24 protein-coding genes are annotated in these 21382 nt (G+C 62.0%); 9 read left to right on the top strand and 15 right to left on the bottom strand.

Translation table 11 applies throughout. The features are described 5' to 3' along the window. Window positions 1–104 precede the first annotated feature (104 nt). Window positions 105–698: a histidine phosphatase family protein gene (locus AC6I99_RS20995; RefSeq protein WP_224093083.1), complete on the bottom strand. Its 594-nt coding sequence runs from the start codon at window positions 696–698 to the stop codon at window positions 105–107. Between the two features lie 315 nt (window positions 699–1013). Here AC6I99_RS20995 and AC6I99_RS20990 point away from each other — a divergent pair, with 315 nt between their 5' ends. Then, window positions 1014–2378: a serine/threonine-protein kinase gene (locus AC6I99_RS20990; RefSeq protein WP_497961723.1), complete on the top strand. Its 1365-nt coding sequence runs from the start codon at window positions 1014–1016 to the stop codon at window positions 2376–2378. Window positions 2379–2450: 72 nt separating this feature from the next. Here AC6I99_RS20990 and AC6I99_RS20985 read toward each other — a convergent pair whose 3' ends face one another. Next, entirely contained in the window at window positions 2451–3671 is a 1221-nt protein-coding gene (locus AC6I99_RS20985) for a GAF domain-containing sensor histidine kinase (protein WP_497961721.1), read from the bottom strand. A 132-nt stretch (window positions 3672–3803) separates the two neighbouring features. Here AC6I99_RS20985 and AC6I99_RS20980 point away from each other — a divergent pair, with 132 nt between their 5' ends. Further along, entirely contained in the window at window positions 3804–5201 is a 1398-nt protein-coding gene (locus tag AC6I99_RS20980; RefSeq protein WP_224093087.1) for an MFS transporter, read from the top strand. Between the two features lie 9 nt (window positions 5202–5210). Here AC6I99_RS20980 and AC6I99_RS20975 read toward each other — a convergent pair whose 3' ends face one another. Beyond that, window positions 5211–6458 carry an FAD-dependent oxidoreductase gene (locus AC6I99_RS20975; protein ID WP_497961719.1) on the bottom strand — a complete coding sequence of 416 codons (1248 nt, stop codon included), beginning with the start codon at window positions 6456–6458 and terminating at the stop codon, window positions 5211–5213. Between the two features lie 107 nt (window positions 6459–6565). Here AC6I99_RS20975 and AC6I99_RS20970 point away from each other — a divergent pair, with 107 nt between their 5' ends. Next, window positions 6566–7039: a MarR family transcriptional regulator gene (locus AC6I99_RS20970; RefSeq protein WP_497961717.1), complete on the top strand. Its 474-nt coding sequence runs from the start codon at window positions 6566–6568 to the stop codon at window positions 7037–7039. A gap of 52 nt (window positions 7040–7091) precedes the next feature. On the opposite strand, the gene AC6I99_RS20965 is transcribed toward AC6I99_RS20970, so the two are convergent. From AC6I99_RS20965 to AC6I99_RS20925, 9 genes are all read right to left on the bottom strand, one after another. Next, the gene (locus AC6I99_RS20965) at window positions 7092–7796 is read right to left on the bottom strand and encodes an RES domain-containing protein (protein WP_497944094.1); all 705 of its coding nucleotides are present in this window, start codon (window positions 7794–7796) and stop codon (window positions 7092–7094) included. Window positions 7797–7798: 2 nt separating this feature from the next. Further along, complete coding sequence (locus tag AC6I99_RS20960; RefSeq protein WP_497961716.1) at window positions 7799–8191, bottom strand: hypothetical protein; 393 nt, start codon at window positions 8189–8191, stop codon at window positions 7799–7801. 107 nt (window positions 8192–8298) lie between these two features. Then, window positions 8299–8799, bottom strand: a complete 501-nt coding sequence (locus tag AC6I99_RS20955; RefSeq protein ID WP_224093098.1) for a methyltransferase family protein — start codon at window positions 8797–8799, stop codon at window positions 8299–8301. 39 nt (window positions 8800–8838) lie between these two features. Then, entirely contained in the window at window positions 8839–9123 is a 285-nt protein-coding gene (locus AC6I99_RS20950) for a hypothetical protein (RefSeq protein ID WP_224093099.1), read from the bottom strand. Between the two features lie 119 nt (window positions 9124–9242). Beyond that, window positions 9243–10247: a hydroxyacid dehydrogenase gene (locus AC6I99_RS20945; RefSeq protein ID WP_497961715.1), complete on the bottom strand. Its 1005-nt coding sequence runs from the start codon at window positions 10245–10247 to the stop codon at window positions 9243–9245. Beyond that, window positions 10244–11161: a carbohydrate ABC transporter permease gene (locus tag AC6I99_RS20940; protein WP_497961714.1), complete on the bottom strand. Its 918-nt coding sequence runs from the start codon at window positions 11159–11161 to the stop codon at window positions 10244–10246. The genes AC6I99_RS20945 and AC6I99_RS20940 overlap by 4 nt, the downstream gene beginning before the upstream one ends. Continuing rightward, complete coding sequence (locus AC6I99_RS20935; RefSeq protein ID WP_497961713.1) at window positions 11158–12087, bottom strand: carbohydrate ABC transporter permease; 930 nt, start codon at window positions 12085–12087, stop codon at window positions 11158–11160. Before AC6I99_RS20935 ends, AC6I99_RS20940 begins: the two co-directional genes overlap by 4 nt. Before the next feature lie 57 nt (window positions 12088–12144). Next, window positions 12145–13452, bottom strand: coding sequence for an ABC transporter substrate-binding protein (locus AC6I99_RS20930; RefSeq protein ID WP_497961712.1), 1308 nt, complete (start codon window positions 13450–13452; stop codon window positions 12145–12147). 134 nt (window positions 13453–13586) lie between these two features. After that, window positions 13587–14693 (bottom strand): substrate-binding domain-containing protein, encoded by a 1107-nt coding sequence (locus tag AC6I99_RS20925; RefSeq protein ID WP_497961710.1) that lies wholly within the window; start codon window positions 14691–14693, stop codon window positions 13587–13589. 171 nt (window positions 14694–14864) lie between these two features. Between AC6I99_RS20925 and AC6I99_RS20920 the strand changes: the two genes are divergently transcribed. The 5 genes from AC6I99_RS20920 (at window position 14865) to AC6I99_RS20900 (ending at window position 19649) form a co-directional block, all read left to right on the top strand. Then, entirely contained in the window at window positions 14865–16808 is a 1944-nt protein-coding gene (locus AC6I99_RS20920) for a DUF2264 domain-containing protein (protein WP_497961708.1), read from the top strand. 131 nt (window positions 16809–16939) lie between these two features. Further along, window positions 16940–17143 carry a hypothetical protein gene (locus AC6I99_RS20915; RefSeq protein WP_224093121.1) on the top strand — a complete coding sequence of 68 codons (204 nt, stop codon included), beginning with the start codon at window positions 16940–16942 and terminating at the stop codon, window positions 17141–17143. A gap of 93 nt (window positions 17144–17236) precedes the next feature. Then, window positions 17237–18040, top strand: coding sequence for a DUF1206 domain-containing protein (locus tag AC6I99_RS20910; RefSeq protein WP_497961707.1), 804 nt, complete (start codon window positions 17237–17239; stop codon window positions 18038–18040). Window positions 18041–18132: 92 nt separating this feature from the next. Beyond that, a complete protein-coding gene (locus AC6I99_RS20905) occupies window positions 18133–19068 on the top strand; it encodes an SDR family oxidoreductase (RefSeq protein ID WP_497961706.1) in 936 nt (311 codons plus the stop codon). A gap of 26 nt (window positions 19069–19094) precedes the next feature. Next, on the top strand, window positions 19095–19649 hold the full coding sequence (locus tag AC6I99_RS20900; RefSeq protein WP_224093129.1) for a cysteine hydrolase family protein: 555 nt from the start codon (window positions 19095–19097) through the stop codon (window positions 19647–19649). On the opposite strand, the gene AC6I99_RS20895 is transcribed toward AC6I99_RS20900, so the two are convergent. The 3 genes from AC6I99_RS20895 to AC6I99_RS20885 all read right to left on the bottom strand — a co-directional run bounded on the left by AC6I99_RS20895 (window position 19646) and on the right by AC6I99_RS20885 (window position 20673). Continuing rightward, the gene (locus tag AC6I99_RS20895; RefSeq protein ID WP_224093138.1) at window positions 19646–19906 is read right to left on the bottom strand and encodes a hypothetical protein; all 261 of its coding nucleotides are present in this window, start codon (window positions 19904–19906) and stop codon (window positions 19646–19648) included. The genes AC6I99_RS20900 and AC6I99_RS20895 overlap by 4 nt on opposite strands. Continuing rightward, window positions 19899–20171, bottom strand: a complete 273-nt coding sequence (locus tag AC6I99_RS20890; RefSeq protein WP_224093148.1) for a GlsB/YeaQ/YmgE family stress response membrane protein — start codon at window positions 20169–20171, stop codon at window positions 19899–19901. Before AC6I99_RS20890 ends, AC6I99_RS20895 begins: the two co-directional genes overlap by 8 nt. A gap of 313 nt (window positions 20172–20484) precedes the next feature. Beyond that, window positions 20485–20673: a CsbD family protein gene (locus AC6I99_RS20885; protein ID WP_224093815.1), complete on the bottom strand. Its 189-nt coding sequence runs from the start codon at window positions 20671–20673 to the stop codon at window positions 20485–20487. 186 nt (window positions 20674–20859) lie between these two features. Here AC6I99_RS20885 and AC6I99_RS20880 point away from each other — a divergent pair, with 186 nt between their 5' ends. Further along, complete coding sequence (locus tag AC6I99_RS20880) at window positions 20860–21309, top strand: hypothetical protein (RefSeq protein ID WP_224165735.1); 450 nt, start codon at window positions 20860–20862, stop codon at window positions 21307–21309. The last annotated feature ends 73 nt before the right edge of the window (window positions 21310–21382 follow it).

The raw sequence follows: 21382 nt of genomic DNA, 5'->3' as shown, positions 1-21382 counted from the left end.
CTCCAGGGAAACCGGAGCGAATGGCGCCAACTGCTTGACCCTCTTGAGCATACAGAAACTGGCATGCGCAATGTCAATAAGATTCGCTGAATTTCGCGGTTGTGTCAGCTGTCCACGTCAGCCGTCAGCAACTCGCCGTTGAAGTACTCCAGCTTCCAGCCATCCGAGACATGGTGATGGGCGAGGTTCAGCACGGCATTGTGGACGCTCTCAAGCGTGCGTCCAATCGCCCGGCTGAGCGTCAGCCGGATCAGGGTGCCGTGGGTTACCACCAGGACGCGCTGTCCTGAGAATTCCTGTGCCAGCTGTTCCAGGGCGTCAATGCCACGGCTGGCCGCATCGTCATCACTCTCGCCGCCGCGGAAACCACCCGGGATGCGGAGTGCTTCGAGCTCCGGGCCGGCTTGCAGGCCTTCGGCCGGTCCAAAGCTTCGCTCAATAAGCTCCGGAACCCGCCGGGCGACAGTAAGGCCCAGGCCCTCGGCGATCAGATCAGCGGTTTCTGCGGCACGGCTCAAGGGCGAGGAAACAATCGCGTCCCACTGGTAATTGGACAAAGTGGCAACGGCTTCACGTGCCTGTTCGCGGCCGACGTCGTTCAGTGGAATGTCGGTGGCCCCCTGCAACCGGCGCTCCGCGTTCCAGTCGGTCTGGCCATGGCGGACGAGGGCGAAGGTAGTAAGGGTCATGCCTTCCATTGTGCCTTCCGGCCGTCCGGGCCGCAGTTCCGTGCGTCACGTAAGGAAAACGTCCGACGAGAGGTCGCGTTTCCCTTCCGGGTCAATACTAAGTATCCTGATGACTTATCTGGTGAATTCCGGATGATGCTGTTTGACGCAGGACTGCTCAAGCCGTAGCGGTTTCGCCGAACAGGGCGGCCGCGCGGCTCTCGTGAAAGTTTGATCGGCGGCGTTGCCTGGTAGCAGCGGACACTGTTAGGGTCCGATGCACGCAGGTGGGCCTGAAGGGCGTGACAATTCGTGGGCAACAATGACGAGGCCGTGGAGTTCCACGTGACCGATTCCAGTGCGACTGCTATTGATGGCCGCTATCTGCTGGGACCTGTTTTGGGCCGGGGAGCCATGTCCACGGTGTACCGGGCCACGGATTTGCTCCTTGGCCGGGACGTGGCAATCAAGATCTTCCTTCCTGGCTCCGGCGACGACTCGTTCAGGGCCCGCCAGGAAACCGAGATGCGGCTGCTCGCCGCCTTTGACCATCCAGGCTTGGTGGCAGCCTTCGATGCGGGCGTGGATACCCGGAACGAGGAAGAACGCGCCTACCTTGTCATGGAACTCGCAGAGGGTCGTGACCTGAAAGCCGTATTGTCCGATGGGCCTCTGACGCATGCCGAAACCACCCGCATCGGCGTGCGACTGGCTGGCGCCCTTGCCCAGGTGCATGCCCAGGGCGTCATTCACCGCGACATCAAGCCGGCGAATATCGTCGTCTCCGAGGGGACAGATGGAGCCGAATCTGTGAAGCTGGCAGATTTCGGAGTCGCCCTGGTCATGGACGATAACCGCCTCACCGCAACGGGCTTCACCGTCGGCACCGCCCAATACCTCAGCCCGGAGCAGGCACAAGGGTTGCACCTGACGCCTGCCAGCGACATCTACTCTTTGGGCTTGGTCCTCCTGGAGTGCCTCACTGGCAAGACCGAATACCCTGGAACGCCGGTGGAGACGGCCTCGGCACGCCTTCACCGGGCACCTGAGATCCCGGAAGACCTACCCAATGGACTGCGTGGACTCCTTCAGGCAATGACCGACATGGATCCCGGACGACGCCCTACGGCGGGCGACGTTGAAGAAGTCCTGGCCGGCCGACGTCGAAAGCTGCCGCCTGTGGCAACGGCAACCCTGCCGGTAGTTCCAGCGGCGCCTGCCATCCCAGCGAAGCCGGCTTTGCCGTCGCGGCCGCCACAGGTGGTTACCTCAAGCCCCGGGCCCGCTGCTTCAGCCGCGGGAAGGCGTGTTTCCGCTACGGGTCCAAGGGCTTTTGGCAAGAAGGCCAAGGTGCTCGCCGGGCTGGTTGCGGCTGCCCTCGCCGTTCCGGTCGCTGTGGCGTTGCTCTTCAATGGCGTCTTTTCATCGGCACCTTCAGCCGAACCGACGCGGCAGACCGATCCCGGTGTCTCCGTCATTGAGTCCCAACCCAGCGGGCCAGCGACTCCCTTGGAAACGGCGCCAGCGGTGGCGCCTGCAGTCGAGGTGGTGGATGTGCAGGATCAGCAGCCCGTTCCGGCGCCCGCCGTTCAAGCCACCGTGCCCGCCCAGGATGGTACAGCCACCGATCCCCAGGATCTCGCGGACGCCAAGAGCGGCGGAAAGAGCGAGACCAAGCCTGAAAAAGGTAAGGGGAACGGCCGCGGCTAATGCCTGAGGCCGGAAACGCACGACGGCGGCAGGTCGACGTCGAGCGTTTTCTTGCCTTGCGTGCCGCTATGGTCAGGCCGGAAAGCTCACTGCCACCGTGGTTCCGCCGCCGGCAGTTTCCGAGAGGGTGAGTTCACCGCCATGGGCCTTGGCGATGCTGCTGCAGGTGGCCAGTCCCAGGCCGGAGCCAGGCCCGTCGCCTTGGCGGCGCAGGCGCACCAACGGTTCCAGGACTTTGGCCCGATCCTCCGCGTGGATGCCCTTACCGTTATCGGCCACGAAAATGGTGGCGCCGTGGTAATTGGAGACTCCGCTGATCCGGACACGCAGGTCCCTTTCGGGGCTGCGGTAGTTCATGGCGTTGGACAGCAGGTTCTGCAGCAAAGTGCGCAGTTGGCCCTTGTCTGCCTGGAGGTTCAGGTCCTGCACTTCAAGGATGTCGTCCTCGATGCCGAGGTCCCTGGCCACCTCGCCCGCTGCCTCTTTAAGTGAGACCTGTTGCGGCTGGATGCCGCCGCCCACCCTGGAGTAGCTCAGGACGTCTTCCAGCATCCCCAGCATCCGGCGGCCACTTGCCCCGATGCGGCTCAGGTATTTGGCTGCCGCGCTGTCCGTTTGGACGTCTGGATCGTCCTCCACCAGCTCCACGTAACCCAGGATGGTGGTGAGCGGAATCCGGAGATCGTGGCTGACGCGGCCCGCGAAACCAGCCAGCTTTGCGTTGCTCTCCCTCAACTCTGCATACGTGCGGTCCAGTTGGATTGTGCGGTGCTGCAGCTCCAACAGCTCCACCACCTGCTTGGCCAGGACTTCCAGCATGCCGACTTGCTCAGGCCGGATCTCTTTGGGCTTGTCAGAAAAGACGCACAAGGTGCCGGGAACGAATCCTGACTCTGTTTGCAACGGAACCGAAGCGTAGAACCGAACCCTGCCCAATTCACCGGTCACGAACGGGTTGTCAGCGGACCGCGGATCCAGGGAAGCGTCAGGGATAACGGTGATCTCGCGGCAGAGGAACACCTTGGCACACATGGAATCTTCGCGAGAGCACATCCCCGGTTCCACACCCCAGGCGCCAACTTGGTATTGGTATTCGGCGCTAATGATGTTGACTACCCCGAAAGGGGCGCCGCAAAGCTCAGTGGCAAGGCGCACGAGGTTCTGGAGGGCACTCATCACGGCGGCGTTGGGAAGCAGGGTGGAATCTTCTCCGGGGTCCAGTCCGTACTCCCGCAACTCCAGATCCCGGCTAACGTCGTCGGTGAAGGCGAGCTGGCCTTTTGCACCTTTCATCAAGAATTTCCCCCAGGCTTCTTTAGGATTCCCTGCCGATCCTACCCGGAGGTTGGCCGGGTTGGATTGTCACAAGGTTTGCGTTGGCGCCAGCCCTTATCTGCGGCAATTGCTGTCAGTACACTGGAACGCATGACCGAGCAGGAACCGGCTGGGGTTACTGAAGTTATCGACCTCTCCCTGCGCACTCCGGCACAGCGATCCCGGACCTTCATGGGGATCCTGGTGAACACCGCCCTGGCAAATATCACCACAAGCTATCTCTGGTTCGCCCTGACATTCTGGGTTTATCTCGAAACCCGCAACGTGATTGCGACGGGGGTCGTCGGGGGTGCCTACATGCTGCTGATTGCACTCTCCAGCATCAGCTTCGGCACGTTCGTGGACAGGTATCGGAAGCTTGCCGTGATGCGCTTCGCTGCCGGGTTCACCTTGGTGATGTTCGTGCTGTCAGGAGTGCTGTTTCTCCTCACCCCCACAAGCCTTCTGCTGGACCTGGCACAGCCATGGTTCTGGATTTTCACCCTGATCATCCTCGTGGGTGCCGTCGTTGAGAACTTGCGCAACATTGCCCTCTCCACCACCGTCACCATCCTCATTGAGCCTGATCGCCGGGCCAATGCAAATGGAATGGTGGGGATGGTGCAGGGTCTCATGTTCATTGTCACCTCGGTCCTCTCCGGACTGTCGGTGGGCCTGCTGGGCATGGGCTGGACCATTGTGGCCTCCCTGGTTTTTACCGCGCTGGCGTTCGCGCACCTGCTCACGTTGCGAATGCCCGAAGAGGTGCAAGCGGCAGCCACTGACGCACATGGCGGTTTCGACTTCCGCGGCTCGCTTGCCGCTGTGCTGGCTATCTCCGGGTTGTTCGCACTGATCGTGTTCTCCACGTTCAACAACTTCGTGGGCGGCGTTTACATGGCGTTGATGGATCCGTACGGATTGGAAATGTTCTCCGTTGAGATGTGGGGAACGTTCTTCGCCGTGGGTTCCACCGGCTTCCTCGTGGGTGGCGCGCTGGTAGGAAAGTTTGGGCTCGGCTCCAACCCCTTGCGAACCATGCTGATCGTTGTCGCCGTCATGGGATTCCTTGGTGCAGTTTTCACCCTGCGTGAATGGGCATGGCTGTACGTGGCTGGCATCTGGCTGTATTTGACCTTGGTTCCCATCGTGGAAGCGGCCGAGCAGACGGTTATCCAGCAGGTGGTTCCCCTGAACCGGCAAGGCAGGGTATTCGGATTCGCCATGGCGTTCGAGTCCGCGGCAGCGCCCATCACCGCTTTCCTCATTGCCCCGCTTGCCCAGTTCTGGATCATTCCGTACGCCCGCTCCGCAGAGGGTGCCGCCCAGCTCGAACCACTATTGGGTCAGGGCACGTCCCGCGGGATCGCCCTCGTGTTCCTGATTGCCGGATTCATTCTCATTGCGGCGGCACTGATCGCCTTCCTGACGCCCGTTTACCGGAGGGTTTCGGCGTCCTATATGGAGAAGGCAGCGGCCGGGGGAGCGGACACAACTCCTTCCGGGTGAGTGACGTGGTCATCTGTCGGCAAACCCGGGGACCGCATCCCAGTCGATGTGATGGCCGTACAGCCACTCGAAGTTGTCTGCCGCCTTCCGGGCAAGTCCCCGGAAGATGGCACGCATGGCCAGGTCCTGGAGTACGCGGGTGAACTGGTTCCTGACCTTGGGTTCGGAATTCCGGCGGCCCCAGGCAACCACCGTCTCCGCACGGGGGCGGCGCTCCGCCTCGTAGGCCGCAAACCGGGCAGTGAGGCTGGCTTCTTTGTCGTCGCCCGTGGCCCCCCGAAGGGCGCGGCCCAGCGTGACGGCGTCCTCGATCGCCATCGATGCGCCCTGCCCGGAGGAAGGGGACGCAGCATGGGCGGCATCGCCCACCAGGACCATCCTGCCGCGGTGCCAGCGGGGGACGCTGGGAAAATCGAACGTGGAATACGGCGTGATGATGTCTTTCGTGGCACGAATCAGGGCCACCATCGGTGTCCGGTCTGCCTTTACCAAGCTTGTTAACCAAGCTCTGAGATCCTCCTGACCGAGCAAAGACGGATCAGCACTGGAGCGCTGCAAGGGATTTGCGAACCACCAGATCCTGCCGTCGGGGCTGGGCATGAAGCAGTAGAAGCAGCGCTTGCCGAACACCATCTTCATGCGCCCCGGGGACACGCCCGGGTCCACCTCCTTGAGCGCCAACGAGACGGTGTTGGCAGGAATGATGCCGCCCGTGTTGAGCAGCGGGATGGTGCGCGGTGCGGGCGAGGCGGGGTCGATCAGCGGCCGCACCGCCGAGCGCAGCCCGTCGGCCCCAACCAGCAGGTCGCCGCTGGCGGAGATACCGTCGTCGAAAACGGCCGTGACGCCGTCGGGCCGTTCCTCGACCGCTGCCAAGCGCCTGCCGTGCTCGATCCGGATCCCACGGCGGAGTGCCTCCTCCCGCAAGAGGGTGTACAGCTCCGAGCGGGTCATGGTCCGGGCCGTGGTGCCATCCGGGAGCGTGCCGCCGAAATCGAAATCGATCAGGTGGCGACCCGTGCTGCCCAGGTACATGGACATAAGGGGAGTGCTGAAGCCCAGTTGCGCGGCGTGCTCCTTGAGTCCCAGAGTGTCCAGGGCGTCGAAACCGTTGACGGCGAGGGTGAGGAAGGCGCCTACTCCGTCAGAAGGTCCATTGTGCGCTTCAAAAACGGTGGCGGAGTGGCCGGCTTTCTGGAGTGAGAGGGCCGTTGAAAGGCCGGCTACGCCCGATCCGATGACAACGCAGTTCAGCACGGGAGCTCCTTCTTGGATTTATTTCGTTCGGGTAAAAGAAATATAATGGGCTAGCCCTGCCCGGTCAATCGTTTCGGACAAGCGAAAGACTTTGCTAGCCTCGGAGCATGACGAATCAGGGGCAACGCGAAGCTCTGTTGGAAGCTGTTTATGAGTCGGGCCGAGAGCTGTCCACTGCCGCGATCATGTTCCACACCGCGCTGTCTGAACTGCGCGGCCTTTCGGCGACGGAGGGCAAGGCCATCGATATCCTGCTGCGCCACGGTCCTATGACGGCGGGTGAATTCGGGGAACATTCAGGCCTGGCGCCCGCGTCGGTCACCGGACTCATGCAACGCCTCGAAAGCAAAGGCGTGGCCCGGCGGGTCAAACACGGCAAGGACAAGCGGAAGGTCCTGATCGAGCTCGTAGGTGACCAGGTTGCTGCCGCGGCGCCCTATTTCACCGACTTCATGGCCGGGATGGCAGCGCTGCTGGAAGACTACAGCGACGACGAACTCCGGATCATCGCCGACTACTCAAGCAAGGCTGCCCGCGTCCAGCAGGAGGCGGCCGTTCGGCTGAGCCAGGGAGCTGGTTGATGCGGCTGTATTGCGGGTTGTCAACTTTTCGATCCGACAGCGGCCAAGACCGCTACTCGTCCCGCCATTTGAGCCGGAGGATTTCGAAAGCTTCCTGGATGGCCGCAGACTCGTGAGGCAGCTGAACGTTTTGGGCGCCGGTGAGTTTCGGGCTGACTGCCCCATTATCTGGCCGTTCGAACATCGCCCATAGTTGAAGGTCGTCGCCGTGGCGGGAACTGAAGGTGACACCGTCCACTGCCGTGGATTCGTAAAGCCACGCTGCTATTGCCTGGGTCAGCTGTCTGGGGCGCGCGTCTTTCAGCGCCGCTGCGTCGAAATCAGCCAAGCCAAGGCTCAGTGCCATGCCGATGAAGTGCGGGTACAGCGCGCTAACACTCTTTGATGCCGTGACGGCGCAGTATTTGCCGGACAGCTCGGCACGTGCTGCCGCCCGGCTGTCGAGCCATTCGCGCGGCACTTCGCCAGGGCGGACTGAGGGATGAAGGATGTTATCTTCGTCGTCCTCCTCGATCTCGTCCAGTTCCGCAGTGAGCCGGGCGTCCGCGCGGAAGCCCGCCAGCACTTCGAGGAGGCATGCCTTCAGGCTGGAGCCGGCATAGACAGTGCGGAAGTTGCCGTGCAGATCATCCCACCGCCCGGGAAACCTGCCGTCCGTGGCCCATTCCCACCCACTCCATGCCCAGGGCTCCGGATGGAATCCAATGCGCCACACTGTTCCTGCTGCAGGGAGTAGGGTCAGTTCGTCCTGGGTCACCGTCAGCCCGCTGCCGCGAACGCCCGGGCAGCGGCAAGGACCGCTTGTGCAGCCTCGTCCACGTGGCCTTCACGAAGCAGCCGTGCAGGAGGGACGTCATCCAGTTGGGGGTTCATGCCTTGGAACCAGGCCTGCACCACGACCCTGGAATCCCGTTCGGCCAACAGTGCTGCCACGTGATAGGCATGCCGCAGCCGGGTCATGACCTCGGCGGATGGCTTCCGGTCGCCGTCGGCCCACTGGCGTACGGCGCGGGTTTCCTTCACTGATCCGATGTAGGCAACGAGTTTAGCGCCGAGGATGTCCCTGAGGTCGCGGACCAACTCGGCCTCAGGCAGCCTGATGGAATCTTGATGCGCTTTCAGCCCTCCACGGGCTCCTGCGACTGCTGTCATAGGGTCATACTTTCATAGATCGCAGGCCTGATCAACGGCTGAATCACACCCTCGATCACATGTGCTAGAGCGGTCCCGGCGAACGCTTAGGCTTCATCCCCGGTCCGTTACCCCCGCCAAGGCGTCAGCCGCGGCCACCACCCCGGAACGTTGCGCCGGTACTCGAGGTACTGCTCACCGTACGTGTCAGTGAGGGTCGGTTCCTCGTAACCCTTCACGAAAGTGACGACGGCGATGAGGGCTATCGCAGCATAGATCACGAGCCACCAACTGCCGAAGAGCAGCGCCTGGCCGAGGATGATTGTGAGCACCGCAAGGTACATGGGATTGCGCACGAATCGATAAACCCCGGTGACAACCAGCCTTCGGGTGGGCGCAACCGGCGCGGGCGTTCCCTGGTGAAGGGCGAACAGCGCGAAGGCGTGAAGCAGGAAAGCTACCCCCAGGGTGATCGCGATCCAGGCGACCGGCACCACCAGCCACGTGCCGCCGTCCCAGTCGTAAAGCCGCCATCCGGAGATGAGCCAGGGGATGAGACCCGCCACGATGCCAGGCGCGAGGAACAGGAAGACGATGGTCCCGATCCATGCGCGCGCTGACTGAGCCATGTCAGTCAGGTTAGTCCTCGGCTTGAGGGCTGACGTAGCTCACGCCGCCAGCCCGGCCCCCGCCAACGCCGGAACAGCATCAACCCGAACAGGCAACTCGTGAAGCATCGCGTAACCCTGCAGTTGTTCAAGCGCATCCGGTTCGATCAAGGCACCAGTAAGGTCCATCTCGACGTCCCTGCCGTCGGCCAGGCTGTTGGTGCGTTGAACGATTGGATACAGCGCGTGGAGATTGGAGGTGGTCACATGACCTGTTGCTGCGATCTGGATCTGTGCTCCGTCAAGGTCGACTCGAACAACTACAGAGAGCTTCTCGCTGGTCAATATGCTGCCTTTCATCCGTTCGCTGCCACGCTGCAGCCACCCCAGCGTAGGCAGCAAATGTGATCTGCGCAACATTACGGCCCTGCGGCGCGGCACCATGAGAGCCCGCCGGGAATGCGCTATGCCATGAACGCCAGGTCTTCCGCCGCCACTGGAAATTGCAGCGCTTCCCCCCTGGACAACCGCAAAGCTTCGCCTACTGCGCTCGCCGCCATCCGCTCCAGCTCGTTACCCAGCGACCCCGCCAGATGGGGTGTCAGCAACACGTTGGGATGCGTGTAGAACCGGGAATCGGAAGGCAGCACCCACGGCGTCGTCACGTCCAGCACAGCATATAGATCGCCGCGCTCAAGCCGGGCCAAGAGGGCGTCCTGGTCCACCAACTCGCCGCGCGAGGTGTTGATAAAAGTAGCCCCCGGACGCATCCGATCGATGCGACCGGCGTCGATCAGGTTCTTTGTGGACGGTAACGACGGCGCGTGGAGGCTGACGATGTCGCAGCCCGCCACCAGTTCATCCAGGCTTACAAGCTCGACGCCGAGAGCGCCCGCCTCAGCGGCGGACAGGTACGGGTCGGCCACCACGATGTCCAGATCGTAAGCGGTAAGCAGCCGGATGACGTGACGGCCGATCTTTGACGCCCCGATAATTCCGACGCGCTTGCGGTAGTTGCCCATGTCGGGGAAGAGCTGTTCAGGGAGGACCTCCATCCGGGTGCTGTGCAGGGCGCGGGCTATTTGCAGGACCCGTTTGTTGGCCAGGACGATCATGGCCACGGTGTATTCGGCCACGGGAATGGCATTGGCGTCCGCGGCGGAACTCACCAACAAGCCCCGCTCCCAGCACGGGCCACTGATGTGGTGCTTGACGCTTCCGGCGGCGTGCAGGACGTAATGTAACCGTGGGGCAGCGTCCAGCACGTCGTCGTCGATCATTGGACAACCCCAACCAGTGATGAGGATGTCCGCTTCAGCCAGGAGTGCCCGGCCGGATACTGAACCAAAGTCCTCGATCGGATTCCGGCTGAGGAGGTTCAAAGCAGGCTCCAGCGGGTCCAGGCTTCGGGGCGGGAACACGGCCCGGGCAGTGTGGACAGGCATGGCCAAGGCAACGTTCAGGCTCATTTAACGCTCCCTGCCGTGAGACCGGATTTCCAGAAGCGCTGGAGCATGATGAACGCGAGCAGCAACGGAATGATGGACAAAAGTGATCCTGTGATGACCATCGGCGTGAACTCGGGCTGGGGGAGTGAGTATCCCTGCCAGATCGAAATTCCGACGCTGACAGGCAGCAGCTGCTGGTCCTGGAGCATTACCAGCGGGAGCATGAAGTTGTTCCACACGCCAACAAACTGGAACAACGCAATGGTGATGTACCCCGGCATCATCATGGGCAACCCCAGGGAAAAGAAGGAGCGGATCGGTCCGGCTCCGTCCACGCGCGCTGCCTCCAACGTTTCGCCTGGAACGTACGCCGCCGAATAAACGCGGGCCAAGTACACGCCGAACGGGTTGCAGAGTACGGGGATGAGGATGGCCCACATGGTGTTGGTGATGCCAAATACGGAGGCCAGCAGATACATCGGAAGGACTGTGGCTGTGTTGGGAATCAGCACGCCCACAAGGACCAGACCGAAGAATGAGTCCTTGCCGCGGAACTGGAATTTATCGAAGGCGTAGCCAGCCATGACAGAGACCAGTCCACCAAAGATGGCCCCGAACGCGGCATAGAACATGGAGTTGGCCATCCAGCGGAGGAACACGCCACCATCCTGCCCAAGAACCGCGCCAACGTTCTCCACAAAGGAAGGTTGCCCGAAAGCATAAGCACCGGTGGAATAGAGGTCGGCGGCGTTCTTGGTGGAGGCAAAGAACAACCACAGGACAGGCAGCACCATGTAGGCGCAACCCAGTATCAGCAGCGCGTTCACGGTGAACGCACTTGCCAGGCCGCCGCGGGTGCCACGACTCCGGCGGCGTTTCCTCGACGGCGCAACCGGACCGGTAACCCCTGGACGGGACAACGTTGAGGTGCTCATGCTTTGTTCATCCTTGAGCTGAAGCGGGTGACGGCCCAGGACAGCACCGCTGCCATGAGCGCGATGATGATGGAGGCCGCGGCGGCCTGGTTGAGGTTGTGCCGGTTGAAGGCGGCATCGTAGGCCCACATGTTGGGAACCCAGGTGCTGGTTACGGAGGCCGTTGCTTTGGAAATGATGGACGGCTCCGTGAACAACTGCAGGGTTCCGATCACTGTAAAGAGCATGATGACGCCAAGTGCAGGCAGGATCAGCGGCAGCTTGATGCTGATGGCGGCACGGATTTCGCCTGCGCCGTCCACCCGGGCGGCTTCCAGGGTTTCCCGTGGAACCGCCTGAAGCGCGGTGAACAGCACAATGACGTTGTAGCCCGTCCACTCCCACACCGCGATGTTCACGATGGACGGCAGGATCATGTGGTTGTCCAGGAAGTCCAGGGAAATGCCGCCGGTTTCCAGGACCGAAACGATCGGGCTGACACCGGGGGTGTAGAGGTAGGCCCAGATCAATGCAGCGATGACGCCCGGCACCGCGTGGGGGAGGAAGACGAGGAGCTGGAACAGCTTCCGGGCACGCGCTGCCGCAGCATCAAGCAGCAGTGCGAAGGCCAAGGCGCCGCCCACCATGCACGGGATGTACAGCAGGCAGTACATGATGAGGCGACCTATGCCGCCCACAAAACTTTCCGATTGCAGGACCTGCAGATAGTTCTCAAGTCCCACGAACGAGGTCTTGGCCTGGCCGAAGCCGAGTCCGGACTTCTGCTGGGCGAAGAAGCTGAGCACGATCGAGTAGATGACGGGTGCCACCATCGCCAGGGTAAACACCGCGAAGAACGGGGTCAGAAAGAGAGCGGCTGTGCGGCCGCCGGTTCCGGACATCGTGAGGGGTTTACTCCGGGAGGTAGCAGGTGCCTGGTTGGCCATGATGATTCTCCTCGCTGGTGGGGCGCCCCTATGAAGAGGCCGCCCCACCGTGCGGGCCTACTCCTTGACGGAGAGGCCGTTCTGCTTGAGTCCGGCTACGGTTGCGGTCTGGGCGGTATCAACGGCGTCCGCGACCTTGCCGCCGGTGGTCAACTTTCCGTAGGCGTCCTTGAGAGCCGTGTTGGTGATGTCCCAATTGGGACCCCATTGCCACCCCGGGGTAATGGTGGAGTAGGCGTTGTCGAAGACCTCGTAGATGTCGTTGCCGAAGTAGCTGGCATCGAATGCCTGCTGCGCAACCGGTGTCAGTCCCGGGAAGGCGAGGAAAGCCGAACCGGTGTTGCCGCGCGCTTTGATGGCGTCCGGGTTGGTTGCGAGGAACTCGATGAACTTGGCCGCAGCGGCCGGGTTCTTGCTGCTCTTGGTGATGTTGAAGCTCGAGCCGCCATAGAACGCATCTGCCGGAGTTCCCCAGTTGGGCACCTCCGCTGCGATCCACTGTCCTTTCTGGCCGCTTGCTTCGGTACGCTTCTGGATGCCGGTGGCACTCCAATTGGCGCCCAGAACACCGACGACGGCGCCGCTCGCCAAATCTGCCGACCATTCGTCGCTGAAGGACTGTTGGACCTTGACGATCTTTTGGTCGATCAGCTTCTGCCAGAAAGCAGCGACTTTTTGGGTGGGCTCATCGTTCACGCCAACCTTCCAGCTGTCGCCTTCGGTACCGAACCATTTGGCGCCGGCCTGCCATGACAAGGCGGCAGTAAGTGCGGCTTCGTTGGGGTTGAAGCTGGCCAGGTGTGCTTCGGGGGCTACTGCCTTCAGCTTCCTGCCGGCCTCTTCGAATTCGTCCCAGGTTTTGGGGACGCCGACGCCGGCCTTGTCCAGCATGTCCTTGCGGTACCACATGATCATCGGCGCGGCGTCGTAAGGGAGTGCGTACGTCTCTTCGCCGAATTGAACCAGGGCTTTGGTCCCGTCCGTTAGCTTGTCCACTGTTTCGGCCTTGTTGATCAGCCCGTCCAGTGGCTGGAGCTGGCCGTTGCTGACGAACTGGGGAAGCTGTGGGTATTCGATGGTGGCAACGTCCGGGCCGTTGCCGGCGGTGATTGCTGTGGACAACTTGGCGTAGCCGCCGCTCGCTCCGTTGGGGACGGTTTCGAAGTTGACCTTGATTTTGCCCTGGCTCGCGTTAAAGGCTGCGGCCACCTTGTCCATCCCGGCCATCGACGACCAGAAAGTGATGGTCCCGGACGGGTCTTCAGTGGGCGTTGGCGTGGCTGCCGGGGTGCTGCCACAGCCGGTGATGAGGGCAGCACTTGCCATGATGCTGGCTGCTCCTAGCAGAAGCTGGCAACGCTTCATTCTGTTCTCCTTTGAAGTTCACGATGCGAAGTCGTGGTGTGCGCTGGGGGCACCTTGGACTAGACACAATGAAAGCCACAAAAGTGAACACAGACAACGAAGTGAACAGAAGTAAACAAACGATGAGGCGGGCTCTACACCTGTGTTGAGTCCCGAACCACCAACTCGGGCGAGAGGTTCACGCGCTGCAGCGCGGACGTGCTTCCACGACGTGCGCCGATCCGGTTCAGGCACATCACCAGGGCCTGATGCCCGACGTCGTACTTCGGTGGTGCCACCGCGGTCAGGGGAACGGCCCCCAGGGCGGCGATTTCGTCGTCGTACGCAATGATCGCAAAGTCCTCCGGAATGCGAAGCTGCCGTTCCTGGCAGGCGCTGGCGAACTGGAGTGCGTCCTCATCAGTGTGGACAATCGCGGCTGTGACGTCGGTTTTTGTACACCAATCGAGGATGCCGCCCACCACCAGTCGATGGGCCTCGGGATCATTCAGGGCCCGGGACATCGAACGAACCATTGAATCAACGTCGCGATGTCCGGCACGCTGCATGGCCAGGTGGTAGCCATCGATAAGCTGCGGCGCAGTCGGGCTGTTCTCGCGAAGACACATGGCGATCTTGCGGTGGCCAAGGCCCAGGAGATGGTTGACGGCGATTTCCGCGCCGCGCACGTGATCACTTCGCACGGCTTCGAGGCGGCCGTGGTCCAGTGCGTTGTCAATGGAACGCTCGACGACGACTACCGGCACCACAGCTTCAGCCAACAGGTCCATCGTCTCTGTGCCAGCCAAGGATTGCTCGCTCGGCGTGATCAGGATCCCGTCCACGCCGTGTTCATAAAGGCGGCGGAGCTGGCGGCGTTCCTCCTCGCTTGAGTAGTTGGTCACGCCCAGCACCAACCGCACGCCCGCTTCCTTGGCAGCCGCCTCGGCGCCGCGGATCACCCCCGGGAAGTAGTACGACGCCGAGGGAACGATCATGCCGATCGTCGCCAAGGGTCGCCTCCCGCCCGGTCGCCAGGACGTTGATTGCTGTGGTGTCGCACTACTTCCGGAAGCACGGCCGCCGATGGGAACAGCTCCACCATGGACCCGCTCGAGCAAGCCCTGTCCGGCAAGTAGCGCGAGGTCCCGGCGCACTGTCATGCCGGACGTTCCAAGCTTGGCCGCGAACTCGGCAGCGTTCAGGGATCCGTGAAGGGCCAATTCCCTCAGGATGAGCTGTTGACGATCCTCGGACAGCATGCAGGTTCCCGCCTTCAAGTTCACTTGTGTTCAGTTTGTTCATTATGAACTATCACGCAACATTCGGTCGGGTATGAGAGGTGCACGTTCGGTTTTGTTCAACTCGCGCCATGAGGCCGATGAGGAGCCTAAGGTTAGGGCTCACCGTGTCCGCACCCCCGCAGGAGACCCATGGCCACCGGCTTCACCATGCCCGCACCGGATTACCAGCTCAGCCCCATCACCGGATGGACGCGCGAGCACTGGGTCGCTTTCGCGGATCAGCAACTTCTCGCGGTGCGCCCCTGCTTCTCCGCGCAGAAGGCACTGATCCGGCTAAACGGCCGCCCGTCGTCGTCGGGTGTTTTTTCCGACGGCATGGAGGGGTTCGCGCGCACCTTTATGCTGGCCGCCTTCCGGGTGGCGGGAGAGCAGGGCAACGACCCGCACGGCCATCTTGACCTGTACAGGACGGGCCTCCTTGAGGGGACGCGGCCAGGTAGTTCTGAAGCGTGGCTGCCCATTTGTGACCGCTCGCAGCCGATGGTGGAAGCCGCCTCCATTGCACTGGGCCTGCAACTGACCAAACCCTGGCTATGGGACACACTGTCCGGGGACGAGCGGGCCCAGGTGGCCGAGTGGCTGCAGGGTTCCTCGCGGAGCACCTGCGTGGACAACAACTGGGTGCTCTTCCAGGTCCTGATCGCCGAGTTCCTGGCTGGCGCCGGATTCGAGCACAACGCGGCGCAGATCGAACATGGACTGAAGCGGCTCGAAGACTGGTACGTCGGCGGCGGCTGGTACCGGGACGGGGACAACGACGGCACGGGCGATTTCTTCGACTACTACTGCGGCTGGGCCCTTCATCTTTATCCGGTGTTGTGGGCCGGGTTTGCGGCCAACCGGCACCCGGAAGCCCAAGCAAGGTCCGAAATCTACAGGTCGCGGCTCGCCAGGTTCCTGGCCGATCACGTGAGTTTTTTCGGCGGGAACGGCGCCCCGGTTTTCCAGGGCCGCTCCCTGATCTACCGCTATGCCGCCGTGGCTCCCTTGTTCCTCGGGGAGGCCATCGGCGCGACACCCCTCAACCCCGGACAGACCCGCCGCATCGCCAGCGGCGCAGCAAAATACTTCCTCGATGGCGGCGCTTACGACGACGGGCTGCCGTCGCTCGGTTGGCTCGGCGCCTTTGAGCCGATGACCCAGGAATACTCCGGTCCAGCGTCGCCGTACTGGACCTCCAAGGCGTTCGTGGGACTTCTCCTCCCCGCCGACCATCCAGTGTGGACCGCCGTCGAACAGCCCTCGCCCCTGGAGGGCATTGACGCCGTTCAACACGCAGAAGGCCCTAATTACCTGCTCCACTCCACTGCCGTGGACGGTATCGCCCGCGTGCTCAACCACGGCAGCGACAAGTACTACGCCCCCGGACCGGACGACCCCCACTACCGCCGCCTCGCATACTCGAGCCACACCGCGCCGCTCTTCACCAAGGACCCCGTGGACAACCACTTCGCCGTCCTCGATGCCACTGGAACACCCAGCCGTCGCGCGAGGATTCACCGGCTCAAAGCCGGGCATCTTCAAGCCGGGCATCTCCAAGCCGGGCATCGCCAAGCCGCAAGCTGGCATGCGCCAGTCTGGAGCGACGAGGAGGATTCCGCCAATTCCCGCTGGCGGGTGGCAACAGCGACAACTGCTGCCAGCGGATATGAGCTCAGGGTCCACCTTGTTGAGGCGCCCAAAGTGGAGGCGACCAACCCAGGGCCCGCGCGGTCCGGGCTGCGCGTCCGCGACGCCGGATATGCGCTCGCAGATACCCGGCCGCCTGAGCTGCATGACCACGTTCTTGGAGTCGGCGGACTTTACACAGGCATATGGCCTTTGCACGGATACTTCGACAACGGCACGTTCCGGGCCGAGGGCGTCTCGCCGTTGGGTGGGCACGCTGCGTGCGGATACCTGGAAGGCCGTTTGGCAGGCGGCCGCAGCATCTTCGCCTCACTGGTCTACCTGGGACGCGAGGCACCCGCAGCGGTTCCTGCCGACGTCGTGATTAACGACGACGGCACGCATGTAAGGGGGCACGTTACCCTGTCGACGGGGCAACAACTGGAGGTCCTTTTCGCCTTCTGAACCTGCCTTCGAAGCACGGCGGATTCTTGAGGGAATCTTGAGATGACCCGGCGTCCTTCTTGAGGGCCCCGTCCCATGGTTGAACTATCAGCCAATGGAGTTGATGGGAACTCTCAGGAAGGACCACCGAAATGCCTGACCAGATCGCAGCCACGTCCCTGAATACCGGAGCTGCCCACGTGAAGTCCGACCCCCTCGCGGGTACCGGGGAAGCTGACGGCCGTGGAGGCGAAGTCCCTGGCCAGGCCCGTGCCGTCACCAGCGTCCGCGAGCAGTTCAACCCTTTGGGTGTAGGGCTTCGGAGCATCTGGCCACAGTCGGTGTGTGGCTTCTAGCAAGCCACTTGCGCCCCGTGGTCTTGTGCTCGTTCGAGTGGCACCATGGTGACAAGTCACAAAATAATAAGGAGGCTTGTCATCAAAGAGGAGATGAAGAAGGCCGCTGATGTGGCCGAGGAAGCCTCAAACTCACGTGCCCTGGTTGTTGTAGCGAGGGCTGGATACGCCGTCAGCGGACTCCTGCACTTACTCATCGGGGTTATTGCGTTTCAGCTCGCCTTTGGGCGTGGTGGTGAAGCCGACGTCAGTGGCGCTGTTGCCGAACTGGCCGCCCAACCGGTGGGTCCCATCCTGCTCTGGGCGTGCTTCGGCGCCTGCGCTGCCTTGGCCCTGTGGCAATTGGGCAACGCAACCCTCGGCTACCGCAGGGCATCGGACAACAAACCATCCAAGCGGCTTTCCGCTGTGGCCCAGGCAATCGTGTTTGCCGGCCTGGCGGCCACCATCCTGTCTTTCACTATGGGGCAGGGAAAAAACAGTCGGGAGTCTGCCAGCGATGTAACAGTGACGCTCATGAAGGCGCCGTTCGGCATAGTCCTGCTTGTCGCAATTGGCGCCGGCATCATGATCACCGGCGTTGTGTTCGCGGTCCGCGGCTTTATGCGGACCTTCGAAAAGGACCTCGCGCTCTCGGTAAAGGAGCCGACCCGCAAGCTGCAATCGGGTGTTGGAGTGGTGGGCTACATCGCCAAAGGCATTGCCCTGTTGCTCGTTGGCCTACTGGTGGTCATTGCCGCGGTCCGTGTTCAGCCCGAGCAATCCACAGGACTTGATGGAAGCCTGCGGGCTTTGAGGGAGCAACCGTATGGGCCGTACCTTCTGGCGGCCGTTGCCGTGGGCCTGATCGCCTACGGAATATTCCTCATGGTGAAGGCCAAAACGCTGCGGACCTAGCCCTTTGCGCGCGTTTAGAGTCCAATGTGCCTGGGTACAGCCAACGGTAGCCTCGCAAGCCGGGAATCAGACATCTGAGAAAGGCCAGAACCATGACTCAAGCCGACCCAAACCACAGTGGACAGCAAGGAAGCGGGGATCATCGCCTCACCTCTGCCCCGAAGGATCCCCGCAGCGGATATCACTCCGACGAATTTCCCCAACAGGAGCAAGAACAGCCCGGCCTGACCAAGCCCTTGAACCCCCAGCCCGATCATGGCGAGTCCAGCTATGTGGGGCACGGCCGCCTGCAGGGCAAGAAAGCCCTGATCACCGGCGGTGATTCAGGCATCGGTGCCGCTGTAGCCATCGCGTATGCCCGAGAAGGCGCGGATGTGGCCATCAGCTACCTTCCGGAGGAGGAAGAAGACGCGAAGTCGACGGCGGAATGGATCCGTGAGTGCGGGGCGCAGGCACTGTTGCTGCCCGGCGACGCGCGCGACGAAAAGTTTGCTGCTGAGATTGTGGAGCGAACGGTGCAGGAGCTCGGCGGCCTCAACGTTGTGGTCCTGAACGCCGCGTACCAAAAGAACCGCGAGGGTTTGGAGACCATTCCTACCGAGGAATTCGATCGGGTCTTCAAAACCAACCTGTACTCCTTGATCTGGACAGCACAGGCTGCGATTCCGCACCTGCGCCCGGGGGCGTCGATCATCGTCACGGCGTCTATCCAGGCCTTTAATCCTTCCGCCCAGCTGGTGGACTACGCCATGACCAAGGCCGCCCAGGTGGCATTCACCAAAGCCATGGCAGAGGAACTCGGGCCTAAGGGAATCCGTGTCAACGCTGTGGCCCCGGGCCCTATTTGGACGCCGTTGATCCCCGCCACCGAGTGGCCGGACAAGCTTCCCACCTTCGGCCAGGACACGCCGCTGGGCCGTGCCGGACAACCTGCTGAGCTGGCACCGGCCTATGTGCTCCTCGCATCCGACGAAGGATCCTACATCTCAGGCGCTGTGCTTCCGGTGACAGGCGGCAAGGGTCTCTGACCCAGGATTGGAAAGGGTATGCCCGCATGATTGCTGTGCTGGTAATCGATATGCAGAACGCCTTTTTTGAGGAACCGGCCCTGAAACGGCGTCAGGAAGAAGTTGTTGCTGCGTGCAACTCATTGACCAGTGCAGCGCGCGCTGCAGGGGCAAACGTGCTCCTGGTTGCTACCCAGCACGAGCGGGACAAGTCCACGTGGAGCCTGAACATGCTGGACGATAACCAAGGCTTCATCTTCAGGGGAAGCGAGCAGGCCAACTTCGTTCCAGGCCTGGTGACGGCCGACTTCCCGCAGATGGTCAAAACCCGCGACAGCGCGTTCTTCGGTACGGACTTGGGGATGCGCCTCAGGAACTGGGGTGTCGAAACTGTGGTTCTGGCCGGCGTCTCGGCCCACAACTGCATTGCCCAGACTGCCGCTGACGCTTTCGCCCATAACATTCGGGTGATCTATGCGGCCGAAGCCGTGGCAACAGAGAACCCGGAGGCTGCCGAAGCAGTCCTCCGGGTTCTTACCCGTGAATATCGTCAGAGGGTCTTGCCGCTTGACGAGGTGCTGAAACTCTTGAAGGCGCCCTAAGGGTGGCCCGAGCCGGAAGCTTCGTCATCCGGCTCGGACGAGAACGGCCTGTCCTCGGGCGTGTCCTCCGTATTGTGCTCGTCGAGCTCCGCATCCGCAGACGGGACCGTTTTCTCGGCGTAGTCACCTGCGGTGTAGTCCCCGCCGGCGTCCTCTTTCAGGGCTTCAGGCGATGCTCCGGCAGCGCCGTAATCACCTTCTGCGTATTGACCCTCAAGGTCGTCCTGGTTGGTGTTGGGCGTGGTTTCGTCAGCCATGGTGGGCCCGGCGTCCTCCTGTGGCCAGCCCGTAGATCAGCAGAACGATGATGGATCCGCCGATGGCCAGGAGCCACGTTCGAATGGCGAAGAATTCTGTCAGGCCCTCGCCGAAGATCAGGCCGCCGATCCAGCCGCCCAACAGGGCGCCGACGACGCCCAGCAGCAAGGTGACCAACCAGCCGCCTCCCTGGCGTCCCGGAAGAATAAGCTTTGCGATAGCCCCAGCCAAAAGGCCGAGCAAAAGAAAACCAAAGAAACCCATTTTTGCTCCTACTTTCTTGTTGATGGAAATTCCATGAACTCGGTGAAGCGGTTCCGTTCATCGGTTGTCAGTTCCAGCGGCTAAGCGCTGTAACAGGGCCACAAGAGGCCCAGTGGAATATGGGGCGGGACATTATTTTGCAAACGTCGATGAATTATTAAATGCAGCCAAAAGCACTCCTGTCCAAGGGGCCGGACCGTAGTACTACAACAGCAACGCTAGCTGGTCCCGGGAACAACAGCAAGTAACCTTGCTATTTTTGCCGGTCAGGGCCCTTGCCCCTCGGACGGGGTCGTGTGGCCGTGAAATCCGGCTACTTATCGCCGAAGGCGTCCTTCGCGGCGTCCTTGACCTTCTCGCCAGCCTGCTTCACATTGGCCGACGCCTGGTCGCCCATGCCCTCGGCCTGGAGGTCCCGGTCGCCAGTTGCTTCGCCGGTCTTTTCCTTGACCTTGCCCGTTGCTTCTTCCGTGGCATTCTTGATCTTGTCATCCAGTCCCATGGTTTTCACTCCTCGGGTTGCCATGTGGTTGTAGCCTGCGGGATTTCCGCTGGTTGGCATTAAAGTTTAGTCCTCTTTCTCAATTCAGCAAATGTCCATTAACCGTCCGCCCTTGAAAGCACACGTGACAGTGGGTGAAGGCCGGACTAGTGTCGTAGGAATAGCACCTCGAAAGGAGTGGGTCCCGTGAAAGGGAAAGCATTGTTCGCCGCCGGCATCGCTGTTGGCTATGTGTGGGGGTCCAAGTCTTGGCCGGAGGTGTATCGGCGCGTTCGCGGAGGGGCCCAAAAGGTCTGGAAGAACCCGGAGGTTCAAGAGAACGTCCATCACGCCACGGAAACCGTCCAGGAATCAGTCCCGGACATCCTGGACAATCTGTACGCCGCGGGCAAGAAGCTCCTGGAGAAGGCGGAGACCATGTTTCCGGGCATCCTGGAGACAAAGTCCGGGCACCAAGGCAACTCCAGCACGGGTTCTTCTGCTTCTGCTTCCGCTCCGGCTTCCACCTCAACGCCACCGGTCAGGTCGGACGTAGTATCCGATCCTGCACTCGACGATCAGACAGGAAGCGATTGGACGGACGAAGGCGGTGCAGCGCCGGAAGGGCCCGCTACCAACACGCCCGCCAAGCCCTGACGCATTACGGGCACGCCTCAGAATCTCGGCGTTTCAGGGGTGGCTCTGCCCCGAAAGGCTTATCCCGGCGTCG

The organism is Arthrobacter sp. TmtSoilC77, from assembly GCF_059739415.1.
The sequence above is the reverse complement of the archived record's forward strand: the minus strand, read 5'-3'. Positions and strand labels throughout refer to the sequence as shown.

What these genes read in the sequence shown, in the direction of transcription:
- AC6I99_RS20905 (WP_497961706.1), top strand. Translation starts at nt 18,133, where the DNA reads ATGACTCAAGCCGACCCAAACCACAGTGGACAGCAAGGAAGCGGGGAT.
- AC6I99_RS20930 (WP_497961712.1), bottom strand. Translation starts at nt 13,452, where the DNA reads ATGAAGCGTTGCCAGCTTCTGCTAGGAGCAGCCAGCATCATGGCAAGT.
- AC6I99_RS20920 (WP_497961708.1), top strand. Translation starts at nt 14,865, where the DNA reads ATGGCCACCGGCTTCACCATGCCCGCACCGGATTACCAGCTCAGCCCC.
- AC6I99_RS20980 (WP_224093087.1), top strand. Translation starts at nt 3,804, where the DNA reads ATGACCGAGCAGGAACCGGCTGGGGTTACTGAAGTTATCGACCTCTCC.
- AC6I99_RS20985 (WP_497961721.1), bottom strand. Translation starts at nt 3,671, where the DNA reads ATGAAAGGTGCAAAAGGCCAGCTCGCCTTCACCGACGACGTTAGCCGG.
- AC6I99_RS20955 (WP_224093098.1), bottom strand. Translation starts at nt 8,799, where the DNA reads ATGGCTCAGTCAGCGCGCGCATGGATCGGGACCATCGTCTTCCTGTTC.
- AC6I99_RS20885 (WP_224093815.1), bottom strand. Translation starts at nt 20,673, where the DNA reads ATGGGACTGGATGACAAGATCAAGAATGCCACGGAAGAAGCAACGGGC.
- AC6I99_RS20900 (WP_224093129.1), top strand. Translation starts at nt 19,095, where the DNA reads ATGATTGCTGTGCTGGTAATCGATATGCAGAACGCCTTTTTTGAGGAA.
- AC6I99_RS20910 (WP_497961707.1), top strand. Translation starts at nt 17,237, where the DNA reads ATGAAGAAGGCCGCTGATGTGGCCGAGGAAGCCTCAAACTCACGTGCC.
- AC6I99_RS20925 (WP_497961710.1), bottom strand. Translation starts at nt 14,693, where the DNA reads ATGCTGTCCGAGGATCGTCAACAGCTCATCCTGAGGGAATTGGCCCTT.
- AC6I99_RS20940 (WP_497961714.1), bottom strand. Translation starts at nt 11,161, where the DNA reads ATGAGCACCTCAACGTTGTCCCGTCCAGGGGTTACCGGTCCGGTTGCG.
- AC6I99_RS20960 (WP_497961716.1), bottom strand. Translation starts at nt 8,191, where the DNA reads ATGACAGCAGTCGCAGGAGCCCGTGGAGGGCTGAAAGCGCATCAAGAT.
- AC6I99_RS20995 (WP_224093083.1), bottom strand. Translation starts at nt 698, where the DNA reads ATGGAAGGCATGACCCTTACTACCTTCGCCCTCGTCCGCCATGGCCAG.
- AC6I99_RS20915 (WP_224093121.1), top strand. Translation starts at nt 16,940, where the DNA reads ATGCCTGACCAGATCGCAGCCACGTCCCTGAATACCGGAGCTGCCCAC.
- AC6I99_RS20890 (WP_224093148.1), bottom strand. Translation starts at nt 20,171, where the DNA reads ATGGGTTTCTTTGGTTTTCTTTTGCTCGGCCTTTTGGCTGGGGCTATC.
- AC6I99_RS20970 (WP_497961717.1), top strand. Translation starts at nt 6,566, where the DNA reads ATGACGAATCAGGGGCAACGCGAAGCTCTGTTGGAAGCTGTTTATGAG.
- AC6I99_RS20935 (WP_497961713.1), bottom strand. Translation starts at nt 12,087, where the DNA reads ATGGCCAACCAGGCACCTGCTACCTCCCGGAGTAAACCCCTCACGATG.
- AC6I99_RS20945 (WP_497961715.1), bottom strand. Translation starts at nt 10,247, where the DNA reads ATGAGCCTGAACGTTGCCTTGGCCATGCCTGTCCACACTGCCCGGGCC.
- AC6I99_RS20895 (WP_224093138.1), bottom strand. Translation starts at nt 19,906, where the DNA reads ATGGCTGACGAAACCACGCCCAACACCAACCAGGACGACCTTGAGGGT.